The sequence below is a fragment of the Ruania rhizosphaerae genome, from assembly GCF_009805705.1.
GTDB classification, from domain to species: domain Bacteria; phylum Actinomycetota; class Actinomycetes; order Actinomycetales; family Beutenbergiaceae; genus Ruania; species Ruania rhizosphaerae.
The window spans coordinates 18911-32970 of sequence record NZ_VSMB01000002.1 but is presented as its reverse complement, the minus strand read 5'-3'; the positions used below and the strand labels follow the sequence as shown (position 1 = coordinate 32970).

The window sequence follows — 14060 nt, the reverse complement described above, 5'->3', positions numbered from 1 at the left end:
GCTACTGAGCCGGGCGCAGCACCGTCACGCCCATCGGCGGAACCCGCAGCACCACCGACTGCGCCCGGCCGTGCCACGGCACCTCCTCGGCGACGACCTGACCGTTGACGACACCGCTGCCGCCGAAGTCGCCGTGGTCGGTGGTGAACACCTCGGTCCATTCCCCGCTGCAGGGCACGGCGACGCGGTAGTCCTCGTGGGTGGTCCCGGCGAAGTTCGCCACCACCAGGAGCTGCTCGCCGCGCCCCTTGCGCAGATAGGCGAGCACGTTGTGATCGCCGTCGTTCGCCTCGATCCATTCGAAGCCGTCGTGGGAGAAGTCCTCCGCCCACAACGCCGGGTTCGCGGTGTACAGGTGGTTCAGGCGGCGCAGCATCTCCCGCACCCCGGCATGCGGTGCGGTGTCGCTGAGTCCCCACTCCAGCGATCGTGACTCCGCCCATTCGCAGTTCTGGGCGAACTCCCCGCCCATGAACACCAGGTTCTTACCCGGGTGGGTCCACTGGTAGGCCAGCAGTAGGCGCACCCCGGCGAGCTTGGCCCACAGGTCTCCCGGCATGCGCTCCCACAAGGACCCCTTGCCGTGCACCACCTCGTCGTGGCTGAGCGGCAGGACGAAGTGCTCCGAGAATGCGTACACGAGGGAGAACGTCAGCTCGCCGTGGTGGTAGCGGCGGTTGATCGGCTCCTGCGCCAGATAGCGCAGAGTGTCGTTCATCCAGCCCATGTTCCACTTCAGCCCAAAGCCGAGACCGCCGTACTCGGTCGGCGTGGTCACCCCCGGCCAGGCAGTGGACTCCTCGGCGATCATCATGATCCCCGGTGCCACCCGGTAGGCGGTGGCATTGGTCTCCTGTAGCAGTGCGATGGCTTCCAGGTTCTCCCGCCCACCGCGGGCGTTGGGCCGCCACTGCCCGGCCTCGCGGGAGTAGTCGAGGTAGAGCATCGAGGCCACCGCATCCACCCGGAGGCCATCCACGTGGAACTCGGTGAGCCAGTAGAGCGCATTCGCCACCAGGAAGTTGCGCACCTCGTTACGGCCGAAGTTGAACACATACGTGCCCCAGTCCTTCTGCTCACCGCGCAGCGGATCCGGGTCCTCGTACAGGGCGGTCCCGTCGAACCGGGCCAGTGCCCAGGCGTCCTTGGGGAAGTGCGCCGGAACCCAGTCCACGATCACGCCGATCCCGGCCTGGTGGAGCGCGTCGACGAGGTACCGGAACTCGTCCGGGCTGCCGAACCGGGACGTCGGGGCGTAGTAGGACGTGACCTGATAGCCCCAGGAACCGCCGAACGGATGCTCGGCGACGGGCAGCAGTTCCACGTGCGTGAACCCCATCCACTGCACGTACTCGACGAGTTGCTCGGCCAGGTCGCGGTAGCTGAGTCCCTGCCGCCAGGATCCCAGGTGCACCTCGTAGATGCTGAGCGGCCCGGTGTGGGGATCGGTCGCGGCCCGCGCGCGCATCCAGTCCTGGTCGTCCCAGTTGTAGGTCGACTCCTCCACCACCGACGCCGTCGCGGGCGGAACCTCGGTGGCGCGCGCCATCGGGTCGGCCTTCATCTCCCAGGAGCCGTCGCTGCGGCAGATCTCGAACTTGTACCGGTCCCCGGCGCCCACGCCGGGCAGGAACAACTCCCACACGCCCGAGGATCCGAGCACCCGCATGGCCGCGCCACGCCCGTCCCACCGGTTGAAATCGCCCACCACCCGGACCGCCCGGGCGTTGGGGGCCCACACGGCGAAGGACGTGCCGGCGACCTCGCCCAGGGCGGAGGGGTAGCGGCGCACCCGGGCGCCGAGCACAGTCCACAGTTGCTCGTGCCGGCCCTCGGCGATCAGGTGCCGGTCCATCTCTCCCACGGTCGGCAGGAACCGGTAGGGGTCGTCGGTGACTGCTTCTGCGTCCTCATAGGTGGTGTGGACCCGATAGTCGGGCACCTCCTGCGCCGGCAGGGCCGCCGTCCAGATGCCTGCGTACTCATGCACGGCCGGGTAGTCGGCGTCGGCCGTGCGGATCGTCACCGACGTGGCCAGGTGCCGTACGGTGCGGATCGTGACGACACCGTCGGCCAGGTGCGGTCCGAGCACGTCGTGCGGGGCGTAGTGCTCTCCGGCCGCGACGGCCTGCAGCACCTGCTCCGGAACCGGTGACGGGGTGTTCTCGGTCATGGCCTGCTCCTCGATGAGTCGGCGGATGCCCTCCAGGGGGATGGGCAACCAGTCCGGACGGTTCTGCTTCTCGTACACGGCTTCGTAGAGCGCCTTGTCCAGCTCCAGCGCGCCGACGAGGCGGAGGTCGGTCTCGGGTCGTTCGGCAAGATATCCCTCCACCAGGCTGTCACGGACCTGCGCTGTCCAGTGCGGTGGTGCCCCGCCGATCGCGGCCGCGTAGTCGACCGATCGCAGCAGCCCGGCCAGATCCCGGAGCGGCTGGTCCGGGGTGGAACGCTCCGCCAGCGGGCGCAGCGGCTCACCCTCGAAGTCCAGGATGAACCAGTCCTCGGCTCGGCGTAGCACCTGCCCCAGGTGCAGGTCGCCGTGGATGCGCTGCGCCGGCGGCGCCGGAAGATTCCCGACGGCGTCCGTCGCCTTCTCGATCGCGGCCCGCCACGGGGTCAGTTCCTCGACCGCTGACAACGCCCACTGTGCTCGCTCACGGAGGCCCGCCGCCGCATGGGCGCCACTGGTCACGCCGAACGCTTCCGCGAGCACCGTGTGCATCTCGGCCGTCCGGCGCCCGAGCTCGAAGGCCGGGCCGCGGAAGTCGCGATCGTCGCGGGCATGGGCGCAGGCCAGCTCGAAGCCGTCCTCGGCGCCGGCGACGAAATCCGTCAGGACGCCCAGGTCCGTGGTCTGGTCGTCGCTGCCTGGCCAGGCGCAGGTGAACCAGCCCCAGGGTGCCGGTACGTGCCGCCACCCCGCGGCGGCGAGGGCGCCGGTCATGTCGATCTCCGGGTTGGCGCCGGGGGCCAGCACCCGGAACACCTTCAGGATTGCCGACCGGGCGCCGTCACGGGTATCGATACGCACGGAGGTGTTCGACTGCTCGCCCGTGTGCACCCGGCCTGTGGCGGGATCGAGCTCTGCCATGTCGGCACCACTGTCACCACAGTCGGCACAATCGGCACTGTCGGGTTTACTGATGCTCTGCGCCGCCGCCAGCCAGGCTCGCAGGAAGGCCGGATGGTGAGGGCCGTCCACCAGCATGGAGTCGCCGCCGAGCGTGGTGATCTCGCCCGGGACCGGGGCACGCCCGGGACCGGCATCGGGCGCAGGCACCACGACGAGCGGGACCTGCACCACCGTTGTACCCGTACTCCCCGTGGCACTGCTCTCCAGACCCACGAGCACCACCGTGCACGCCGCCTCCTCGAGCGGATCGGGGAGGTCGATCACCTCGAGCACCGACAGCGTCGCTGCCGGGTCGTCTTTCGCGGGGAACCAGCGAGCCCGCCGCAACCAGGGAGTAATGAGTTCGAGCAGCAGCGGTGAGTCCTGAGCGGTCACGGGTCCACCACCTGGAGCCAGAAGAAGTCCCGTGAACCGAGCGTCAGCACGACCGACCCGTCGGCAGGTTCTGGTGAACCGTCCAACGTCAGATCCGGGACATCGTCGGCGGATTCGATCGAACCGTGACTTGGGACGGCCGCCGGGTGGGCGCCCACGGTGGGGAACTCCTCTCCGCCGAAGACGTCCACCAGGGCGCACCCGGCGAGACCGGGTAGCCGGACGCGCGCCGAACGTGGGGTGGCCGCGAGGTTGGCCACGCATACGATGGTCTCGCTGTCGCCGGTGCGCAGGAAGGCCAGCACCGCGTCGTTGTCGGTCTCCAGCGGCACGTAGTCGCCCGTGCCGAAGACCGGGTGGCGGCGGCGCACCTCCAGGATGCCCCGCACCCAGTGCAGCAGTGAGGTGGGGATCGCGAGCTGGGACTCGACGTTGAGCTGGTGGTAGCTGTTGGTGAGGTTCTGCACGACCGGCAGGTACAACCGCCCGGGATCGGTGGCCGCGGAGAATCCGGCGTTGCGGTCGGGATCCCACTGCATCGGAGTGCGCACCGCATCCCGGTCGGGCAGCCAGATGTTGTCACCCATGCCGATTTCGTCGCCGTAGTACAGGCACGGGCTGCCGGGCAGGGAGAGCAGCAGCGCGTGCGCCAGTTCGATCTCGGCGCGGGAGTTGTCCAACAGCGGTGCCAGCCGGCGGCGGATGCCGACGTTGGCGCGCATGCGCGGTTCCGGGGCATACCAGCCGTACATCGCGGCGCGTTCCTCGGTGGAGACCATCTCCAGAGTGAGCTCGTCGTGGTTGCGCAGGAACGTGCCCCACTGGGCCCCGGCCGGGATCGCGGGGGTGTCGTCGAGGATCTGGATGATGCTGCGGGCCGACTGCTCTCGCAGTGCGTAGAAGATGCGCGGCATCACCGGGAAGTGGAAGCACATATGACACTCGGGCGCCTCGGCGGATCCGAAGTACTCCACCACGTCGTGTGGCCACTGGTTGGCCTCAGCCAGCATCAGCCGGCCCGGGAACTCGGCATCGACCAGTGCGCGCACCTCGGCCAGGAACTCGTGCGTACGAGGCAGGTTCTCGCCGTCGGTCCCGTCCTCCTCGAACAGGTAGGGCACCGCATCGAGCCGGAATCCGTCCACACCCGTTCTCAACCAGAAGCGGACGATGTCGAACATCGCCTCCCGCACCCGTGGATTCTCGAAGTTCAGATCAGGCTGGTGGGAGAAGAACCGATGCCAGAAGTACTGCCGCCGGACCGGGTCAAAGGTCCAGTTCGAGACCTCGGTGTCGACGAAGATGATGCGCGCCTCACCGTAGCGGTCCGGATCGTCGCCCCACACGTAGAAGTCGCCGTACGGCCCGGTGGGATTGGACCGCGAGGACTGGAACCACGGGTGCTGATCGCTGGTGTGGTTCATCACCAGGTCGATGATCACGCGGATCCCGCGGGCGTGCGCTGCCTCGATCAGCTCGCCGAAGTCTTCGATGGTGCCGTACTGCTCGGCCACGGCGGTGTAGTCGGAGACGTCGTAACCTCCGTCCCGCTGTGGAGAGGGGTAGAACGGTGGCAGCCACAGGCAGTCCACGCCCAGCCACTGCAGGTAGTCGAGCCGGTCGATCAGCCCGCGCAGATCACCGGTGCCGGTGTCGTCGGAGTCGGAGAAGGCCCGCAGCAGTACCTCGTAGAACACGGCCGTCCGGTACCACTGGGGATCCTCGCTCAGACCGGGCCGGGTCTGGTCGGTCAGGGTCAGCTGACCGCGGCGACGGGCGCTCATGTGGCCTTCAAGTGAAGCACGTGGGCGCACCGGCCGTACGGATCGAGCCGCACGAAGGGGGTCGCTCCCCAGGAGTAGGACTCACCGGTGAGGTGGTCATGGACGATGAAATCGGCGTCAGCGGCCAGGCCGAGGGCAGCCATATCCAGGTGGATCAGGGACTCGCGGGTGGTGAAGGGGTCGAGCGTCACCACCACGATGACGATGTCCTCCTGGCCATCGGGGGTGTGCTCAGCGCGCTCGCGGCGGGAGAAGCAGAAGATCGCCTCGTCCGTGGTCGGGTGGACGCTCAGATTGCGTAGGCGCTGCAGCGCGGGATGGGCCCGGCGCGTGGCATTGAGCCGGCGCAGCAGATCGGTCAGCCCGAACTGGCGGGCGGCAGCGTCCCAGTCGCGTGGCTTGTACTCGTACTTCTCGTTGTCGATCTGTTCCTGTGCTCCCGGCCGGGCCACGTGCTCGGCCAGCTCGTATCCGGAGTAGATACCCCAGGTCGGTGAGCCGGTCGCCGCCAGGACCGCCCGGATCGCGAACGCCGACGCCCCGCCGGTCTGCATGTACGGGGTGAGGATGTCGTGCGTCGTCGGCCAGAAGCTCGGGCGCATGACGGCTGCTGCATCTCCACTGACCTCGGTGAAGTACTCGGTCAGCTCCTCCTTGGAGTGGCGCCACGTGAAGTAGGTGTAGGACTGGTGGAACCCGATCGCGGCCAGGGTGCGCATCATCGCCGGGCGGGTGAAGGCCTCCGAGAGGAAGAGCACCTCGGGGTGGTCCGCGGCGACATCGGCCAGGAGCCACTGCCAGAACGGCAGCGGCTTCGTGTGCGGGTTGTCCACCCGGAAAGCGGTCACCCCGTGGTCGATCCACACCTGCACCAGCTCCCGGACGGCGGTATAGATGCCCTCGGGGTCGTTGTCGAAGTTCAGCGGATAGATGTCCTGGTACTTCTTCGGCGGATTCTCCGCATAGGCGATGGACCCGTCGGCGCGGGTGGTGAACCACTCCGGATGCTCGCGCACCCACGGGTGGTCGGGGGAGGCCTGCAGCGCCAGATCCAGGGCCACCTCCATCCCCAGGTCGCGGGCCCGGGCGACGAAGGCGTCGAAATCGGTGAAGTCGCCCAGGTCCGGGTGGATGGCGTCATGCCCGCCTTCGGCCGCGCCGATGCCGTACGGCGAGCCCGGGTCGCCCGGGAGCGTCTCGAGCGTGTTGTTGCGTCCCTTGCGGTTGGTCGTCCCGATCGGGTGGATCGGCGTCAGGTAGACCACGTCGAAGCCCATCTCGGCGATCGCGGGCAATCGCTGGGCCGCGGTGCGCAGGGTTCCCGAGACCCAGGCGCCGGTGTCCGGATCCTGATAGGCGCCCTCGGAACGCGGGAACAGCTCGTACCAGGAGCCGAACAGCGCCCGTTCGCGGTGCACGATCAGCGGGTAGGTCGCCGAGGGGGAGACGAAATCACGCAACGGGGCCGCCGCGAGCACGGCCCGGACCTCCACGGAGGCTCCTGCGGCCAACCGTGCGCGGGGTGGGCGGCTGACGTCCCGGAGAGCGGTGACGGCGTCGCGAAGGGTGCGTGCGCCGTCGGGGGTGTGCGCCACCTCGGCGAGGGCACGTTCGAGCACGAGTGCGCCCTCGGCCAGCATCAACTCGGTGTCCACCCCGGCGTCCACCTTCACAGTGGCGTCGTGGCGCCAGGTGGCGTACGGGTCGGACCAGCCCTCCACGCGGAACGCCCACCGCCCGGGTGCGTCAGGAATCAGGTGCGCTTCGTAGATGTCGTTCCCGGGGGAGATGTCCTGCATCGGTGCCCACGAGTGATCCCGGCCGGCCGGGTCGATGAGGACGGCGGTGGCGGCCACCGCGTCATGACCCTCACGGAAGACCGTGGCTCGAATCGGCACGGCTTCGCCGACGACCGCTTTGGTCGGCCAACGACCGTTCTCCACGGTGGGACCGACCTCAATCACCGGGATCCGTCCGATCGGGGACTCGGGGGTCGGCAGGGGGGCGGGTGCTGGAGTGCTCACAGGTCGAACCTACCGATCACAGCGGCCCCGCACACCCCGGAACAGCAGTCGATCGGCCGGGGATTGTGACAGCCGCGGAGCCGCGGTGCAATGTGTGCTCGACCATGCAACATCGCGGCCTTGCTGCCTTATGCTGCCCGCGTGAGAGCGATCCGACGATTCACCGTCCGCACGGTACTCCCCGACGCACTGGCAGCTCTGGACGAGCTCGCCCTGAACCTCCGCTGGGCCTGGCACGAACCCACCCGCCAGCTGTTCGCCGGCATCGATCCCGACCGCTGGTCCGCCGTCCACGGCGACCCGGTGAAGTTGCTCGGCGGACTCTCCCCGGAGCGTCTCGACGAGCTCGCCGCGGACCCGGAGTTCGTGGCCACGGTGGCCGAGCTCGCCGAGAACCTGAGTCAGTACCGCCACGAGGAGCGGTGGTATCAGGGCGAGGCGCGCCGTCGCGAGGAAGCCGGCGAGGCCGCACTTCCGGCTTCCATCGCGTATTTCTCGGCGGAGTTCGGGATCACCGGAGCCCTGCCGCAGTACTCCGGCGGTCTCGGCATCCTCGCCGGTGACCACCTCAAGAGCGCCTCCGATCTGGGGGCGCCGATCGTCGGCGTGGGCCTGTTGTACGGGGCGGGCTACTTCCGGCAGTCCCTGACCAGGGACGGGTGGCAGCACGAGACCTACCCCCTGCTCGACCCGGACAACCTCCCGCTCTCGCTCGTGCGCGAGGCGGATGAGACGCCGTCGAAGATCAGCCTCGGGCTCCCCGGCGGACGCACCCTGCACGCCCAGATCTGGCGTGCCGATGTCGGCCGCGTGCCGCTGCTGCTGCTCGACTCCAACGTGCCCGAGAACGACGACCTCGCCCGGCGCGTGACCGACCGTCTGTACGGCGGCACCAGCGAGCACCGGCTGCACCAGGAGCTGCTGCTCGGCATGGGGGGCGTGAAGGCGCTGCGGGTGCACTCCCGGCTCACCGGCGCGCCGGAGCCGGAGGTCTACCACTGCAACGAGGGCCATGCCGGATTCCTCGGGATCGAACGCATCCGTGAGCTCATCGCGAGCACTGGGATGTCGTTCCCGGCGGCGGCCGAGGCAGTCCGGGCCGGCACCGTGTTCACCACGCATACACCGGTGCCGGCAGGCATCGACCGCTTCGGTGCCGACCTCATCGGCGAGCACTTCGGCGGCGGGAACGAACTGCCCGGCATCGGCGTGGAGGATGTGCTCGCCCTGGGGCGTGAGACCTACGCCGGCGGTGACCCCGGAGTGTTCAACATGGCCGTCATGGGATTCCGGCTCGCCAAGCGTGCGAACGGGGTGGCGCAGCTGCACGGGCGCGTCTCCCGTGGCATGTTCGCCGCACTCTGGCCGGGGTTCGACGTCAGCGAGGTGCCGATCACATCCGTGACCAACGGTGTGCACGCCGACACCTGGACTGATCCCGCATTCACCCAGGCACAGGCCGAGTACTTCACTCCTGACGAGCTCGCCACAGGAGAGGGCTGGTACAGGTCCGAAGGCGGCATCGACAACGCCACCCTGTGGCAGCTGCGCCGGCAGATGCGTTCGCGGCTGGTCGAGGACGCGCGCGCACGGGTGCGTAAGTCGTGGCTCAAGCGCGGTGCCTCCCCGGCCGAGCTCGGGTGGGTGGACGGCGTGCTCGATCCCGACGTGCTGACCATCGGCTTCGCGCGGCGCGTGCCGACCTACAAGCGCCTGACGCTGATGCTGCGGGACTCCGGCCGGTTGAAGCGGCTGCTCACCGATCCCGATCGCCCGGTGCAGATCCTGGTGGCGGGTAAGTCCCATCCAGCCGACGAGCAGGGTATCCGGTTGATCCAGAAACTGGTGCAGTTCGCCGACGCCGAGGACGTGCGCCATCGCATCGTCTTCCTGCCCAACTACGACATCGAGATGGCGCAGACGCTGTATCCGGGCTGCGACGTGTGGCTGAACAACCCGCTGCGGCCCCTGGAGGCGTGTGGGACGTCAGGGATGAAGGCGGCCCTGAACGGCTCGCTGAACCTGTCGATCCTCGACGGGTGGTGGGACGAGATGTACGACGGTGAGAACGGCTGGGCGATCCCCACCGCTGACGGGGTGGAGGATCACGAGCACCGGGACGATCTGGAGGCGGCCGCACTGTACGACCTGCTCGAGCACACCGTGGCTCCCCGGTTCTACGACCGCACCGACGGGTTGCCCGTGCACTGGCTGGAGAACGTCCGCCACACCCTCGCGACACTGGGCCCGAAGGTGCAGGCCACCCGCATGGTGCGCGAGTACATCACCGAGCTGTACACCCCCACCGCCGAGTTCTACCGGGCGCTCAACGCCGGGAACCGGGAGGCGGCCGTCGAGCTCGCCGACTGGAAGGCCCGGGTGCACGAGGCCTGGCCCGGGGTGCGGGTGGATCACGTGGAGTCCGAGGGGCTGCACGAGGCCGTCAAGGTGGGTGACCATGTGACCGTCAAGGCGTTCGTCTCACTCGGGGCCCTGCGTCCGGAGGACGTCGAGGTGCAGGTCAACTACGGCCGTGTCGGCGAGGACGACGAGATCGACGACTTCGGAACGGCCGAGTTGTCACTGACCGACACCTACGAGGGCGGGCGGTACCAGTTCTCGCGGGTCTTCACCCTCGCGCAGGCGGGGCCGTTCGGGTACGCGGTCCGGATCGTGCCGCGGCACGAGCGGCTGGCGGGGCACACCGAGCTGGGATTGGTGGCGGCAGCGTCCTGAGGGAGGTGCGTCGCTTCCCACACCGGACGCCGACACCGACGCCCCCATCACCGGGGGTGAAGTTGACGTCGATTATCGGCCCATAACCGACGTCAACTTCACCCCCGGTGGGTAGCGGGTCGGTTCTGCTGGGGTGAGGAGTTATCCACAGGTCACCGACTGCTGGTGGCGCGGGTATCACGACCTGGCGTTGGCTCGGTCCATGAAGCGTCGAACCGTACCGCCGTCCGTCCTGGTCCTCGCGGAACGCCAGATCGGGCTGATCACGCGCGACCAGTGCCTGGAGCGCGGGATGACCGAACGCGGCATCCGCACCGCTCTCGATCGCGGGGGCTGGCGGCAGGTGGTTCGAGGCGTCCTCGATACCGGACGAACTCCACCGGGCCATCCGATGGATCTGCGGCGGCGGCGGTCTGCCTGGCTCGGCGGACTCGCCATGGGGCCGGACGCCGTCATCGTGGCGTCATGCGCTGTAGCGCTTCATGGAATCCACGGCCTGCCGCAGATCATCCAACCATCGGCGTGGCTGCCCTCCGGTGAGAGCCGGCCAGGTCCTCCGGGGATCACGGTGCGCCGATGGCGTGACCCGTTCCCTGCCCGGAAACTCGAAGAACGGCGGATCGCGGACGTGCCGAACGCACTCGCGCAGGCGGTGCTCGAACTGGATCGGATACATGCCATCGCCGTGCTCGACTCGGCGATCCATCTGCGGAGGATTTCCGCACCGGGGCTCCGGCACGTCCGTGACCTGGTGTCCGGACGACCAGGGTCGAGGCGATCACGTGACTGGTGGGCACTCGTCGACGGCCGATCGGAGTCCCCCGTGGAGACGTGGGCGCGGTTGTCGTGCCATGACGCCGGGATCCCGCCGACAGCGCTTCAGGTGACGATCCGAAACACCTCGGGTGAGCTGGTCGCTCGCGCGGACCTGGGCTGGAGGCTGCCTGACGGGCAATGGATTCTGGTCGAGATCGACGGCAAGGAGGCACACGACAACCCGAAGGCCCTCTATCACGACCGGAAGCGGCAGAACGACCTCGTCGCGGATGCGCGGATCACCGTGCTGCGCTTCACATCACGAGATGTCTGGGAGGGGCTGGTCCCGAAGGAGGTCGGCCCCCTCCTGACGGGGGTGAAGTTGACGTCGGTTATCGGCGCATAATCGACGTCAACTTCACCCCCGGTGACGGAGGAAGCGGGTCAGGTCAGTACACCATCTGCATCGCCCGGCGCACCTCGTCGAGCGTGGTGTCTGCGATCTGATTCGCCCGCTCGTTGCCCTGGCGCAGCACCTCGTCCACGGCACTGGGGTCGGCCTCCAGTTCGCGCCGGCGCTCGCGGATCGGGCGCAGGTGCTCGTTGACCGATTCGGTGACCAGCTTCTTCAGCCCGCCGCCACCGCCGTCGCCGATCTCGGCGGCGATCTCCACGGGGTCGCGGCCGGTCATCTCTCCTGCGATGAGCAGCAAGTTCGAGACCTCCGGGCGCCCGTCCGGGTCGTAGGTGATGAACCGGTCCGAGTCGGTGACCGCACGCTTGAGCTGCTTGGCGGTCTCGTCCTCGGTCATCGCCAGCTCGATGGTGTTGCGCCGCGACTTGGACATCTTCTGCCCGTCCACACCGAGCACGTTCGTGGCCTGCGTCAGTAGCGCATCGGGTGACGGGAAGATCGATTCCCCACCTGCGTAGCGCTCGTTGAAGCGGCGTGCGACTACGCGGGTGAGCTCCAGGTGCGGCAACTGGTCCTTGCCCACCGGCACCAGGTTCCCCTTGCAGAACAGGATGTCGGCGGCCTGGTGCACCGGGTAGGTGAGCAGCAACCCGCTCATCGGCCGCCCGCCACTGGCCTCGAACTCGGCCTTCACCGTCGGGTTGCGGCGCAGCTCGGAGTCCGTGACGAGGGAGAGGAACGGAAGCATCAGCTGGTTCAGGGCCGGCACCGCGGAGTGCGCGAAGATCGTCGTCTGCGCCGGGTCGATCCCGATCGCGAGGTAGTCGGTCACCAGGTCCCGCACCCGCTCGGCGATCGGGCCGGCGTCGTCGCGGTCGGTGATCACCTGGTAGTCGGCCACCAGCAGCATTGTCTCCACGCCGAGGTTCTGCAGCCGCACGCGGTTGCGCAACGTACCGAGGTAGTGGCCCAGGTGGAGCCGGCCGGTGGGCCTGTCCCCGGTGAGTACCCGGAACCCGGAGGGGTCGGTGGTCAGCGTGGCCTCGATCTCGGCGCTGCGCGCCACGGCGGTGGCCAGGGACCGGTCGGCGGTCGCCTCCGTGCTCAGCTCGTCGGATTCGGTCAGCGTGTCAGGGGCGGGGGAGACGTCGGAACTCACCCGCACATCCTATGATCACGGGGCCTCAGATCGCCCCGCCGGCCACTTTCCCGGTGAGCAGGCACCCGCCGAGGAAGGTTCCCTCCAGCGCCCGGTGCCCGTGCACCCCTCCGCCGCCGAAGCCTGCTGCCTCCCCGACGGCGTAGAGTCCCGGCAGCACGGTGCCGTCCCCTCGCAGCACTCTCGCCTGGGTGTCGGTGTGCATCCCACCGAGGCTCTTACGGGTGAGCACCCGCAGCCGGACGGCGAGCAACGGCCCGTCCTTCGCGTGTGTGAGTGGACGTGGGGTCGCCACCCGCATCCGCTTGTCGACCACGTAGCGCCGGGCGTGACGGATGGCCATCACCTGGGGGTCCTTGCCCAGTCCGGTACTGATCTGGGCGTCGCGGGCGTCGATGAGGCGCGCCAGGTCCACCGCGTCGATCGCGTCGTCGCCGGTCAGGGCGTTCATGCCCTCGGCGAGGTCGGCAGCGTTGTCTCCCCAGACGAAGTCGGGGGAGTGCTCGGCGAAGTGGGCCACCGGCCCCACGGAGCCGGGCAGCACCCGCTGGCTCAGTAGACGAAGGTCCTTACCCGTCAGGTCGGGATTCTGGTCGGAGCCGGAGAGAGCGAACTCGGTCTCCATGACGGCCTTGTTGAGCACGAACCAGCTGTGCTGGTGACCGTGGCGGGTCAGGTGCTGCAGGGCGCCGAGGGCGTCGAACCCCGGGAAGAGGGGCGCTGGCAGTCGCTGACCAGCGGAGTCGAGCCACAACGAGCTGGGGCCGGGCAGGATCCGCACGCCGTGATGGCTCCACACCGGGTTCTGCATCTCGATGCCTTCGGGGTAATGCCACATCCGGTGCGAGTGCACCGTGGCCGCTCCGGCCGCACGGGCGACGTCCAGGCCGCTGCCGTCAGTCGCGTCCGGTACCCCGGAGAGCAGTACATCGGGTAGCTGGCCCGCGTCGGCGGGCCAGGTTGCGCGGACCGCGTCGTGGTCGGCGCCGTTGCCGCCGGTGGCCAGCACCACGGCACCAGCCGTGAGTTCGACGGTCTCGATCACCTCGCGCGAGGTCCGCTCACCGCGATAAGCCGAGGAGGGTGCCAGGACGTCGGCCCGCACCCCGGTCACCGCCCCGTCGGTCAGCACGAGCGAGGTGACCCGGTGCCGGAATCGAACCTCGAGCAGGCCCTCCTCACGCGCCTCACGCGCTTCCGCCATGAACGGCGCGAGCACGCCCGGCCCGGTGCCCCAGGTCACGTGGAATCGCGGGACGGAGTTCTCGCCGCGTTCGGCCCACTGCACCAGCGGGAACCAGCGCATCCCCATCTCGTGCAGCCAGGACCGCATCGGGCCCGAGGCGAACTCCACATACATCTGCGCCCAGGAGTAGCCGGTCGCATCCGGACCCTCGCCGCGCTCGGCACCGGGCGTGAAGCCGGCGGCTCCGAGCCAGTCGGCGAAGGCGAGATCGGCGCTGTCACGCACGCCGAGGCGGCGTTGCTCCGGGGAGTTCACCAGGAACAGTCCGCCGAAGCTCCAGTGCGCCTGCCCTCCCATGGAGCGGGCCGGTTCGGCGTCCAGGAGCAGCACTCGTTCGCCCCGCCTGGTCAGCTCTGTGGCGGTGACCAGCCCGGCGAGGCCGGCGCCGACGACGATGACGTCGGTGTCAGTCATGCCCGCACCCTACCG

General features: G+C 69.0%; 7 protein-coding genes. 2 read left to right on the top strand and 5 right to left on the bottom strand.

Annotated features, from left to right (window positions below; translation table 11 throughout):
* Position 1: 1 nt before the first annotated feature.
* The 3 genes from glgB to FV560_RS03605 are packed head-to-tail and all read right to left on the bottom strand — an operon-like array spanning position 2 to position 7319.
* Positions 2-3511: a 1,4-alpha-glucan branching protein GlgB gene (glgB, locus tag FV560_RS03615; protein ID WP_159619478.1), complete on the bottom strand. Its 3510-nt coding sequence runs from the start codon at positions 3509-3511 to the stop codon at positions 2-4.
* Positions 3508-5295 carry a maltose alpha-D-glucosyltransferase gene (gene treS, locus FV560_RS03610; RefSeq protein WP_159619476.1) on the bottom strand — a complete coding sequence of 596 codons (1788 nt, stop codon included), beginning with the start codon at positions 5293-5295 and terminating at the stop codon, positions 3508-3510. Before treS ends, glgB begins: the two co-directional genes overlap by 4 nt.
* Positions 5292-7319: an alpha-1,4-glucan--maltose-1-phosphate maltosyltransferase gene (locus FV560_RS03605; protein WP_159619474.1), complete on the bottom strand. Its 2028-nt coding sequence runs from the start codon at positions 7317-7319 to the stop codon at positions 5292-5294. Before FV560_RS03605 ends, treS begins: the two co-directional genes overlap by 4 nt.
* Before the next feature lie 141 nt (positions 7320-7460).
* On the opposite strand from FV560_RS03605, the gene glgP reads away from it, so the two are divergent.
* Both glgP and FV560_RS03595 read left to right on the top strand, forming a co-directional pair.
* Complete coding sequence (gene glgP, locus FV560_RS03600) at positions 7461-10055, top strand: alpha-glucan family phosphorylase (protein WP_159619472.1); 2595 nt, start codon at positions 7461-7463, stop codon at positions 10053-10055.
* 202 nt (positions 10056-10257) lie between these two features.
* Positions 10258-11217 (top strand): PDDEXK family nuclease, encoded by a 960-nt coding sequence (locus tag FV560_RS03595; protein WP_159619470.1) that lies wholly within the window; start codon positions 10258-10260, stop codon positions 11215-11217.
* A 43-nt stretch (positions 11218-11260) separates the two neighbouring features.
* Here the strand turns inward: FV560_RS03595 and trpS are convergent, their stop codons facing one another.
* Together trpS and FV560_RS03585 are read right to left on the bottom strand one after the other, a co-directional pair.
* Complete coding sequence (gene trpS / locus FV560_RS03590; RefSeq protein WP_159620203.1) at positions 11261-12352, bottom strand: tryptophan--tRNA ligase; 1092 nt, start codon at positions 12350-12352, stop codon at positions 11261-11263.
* 58 nt (positions 12353-12410) lie between these two features.
* Positions 12411-14045, bottom strand: a complete 1635-nt coding sequence (locus FV560_RS03585; RefSeq protein ID WP_159619468.1) for an FAD-binding dehydrogenase — start codon at positions 14043-14045, stop codon at positions 12411-12413.
* Positions 14046-14060 lie beyond the last annotated feature (15 nt).

What these genes read in the sequence shown, in the direction of transcription:
- treS (WP_159619476.1), bottom strand. Translation starts at nt 5,295, where the DNA reads ATGAGCGCCCGTCGCCGCGGTCAGCTGACCCTGACCGACCAGACCCGG.
- FV560_RS03595 (WP_159619470.1), top strand. Translation starts at nt 10,258, where the DNA reads ATGAAGCGTCGAACCGTACCGCCGTCCGTCCTGGTCCTCGCGGAACGC.
- FV560_RS03585 (WP_159619468.1), bottom strand. Translation starts at nt 14,045, where the DNA reads ATGACTGACACCGACGTCATCGTCGTCGGCGCCGGCCTCGCCGGGCTG.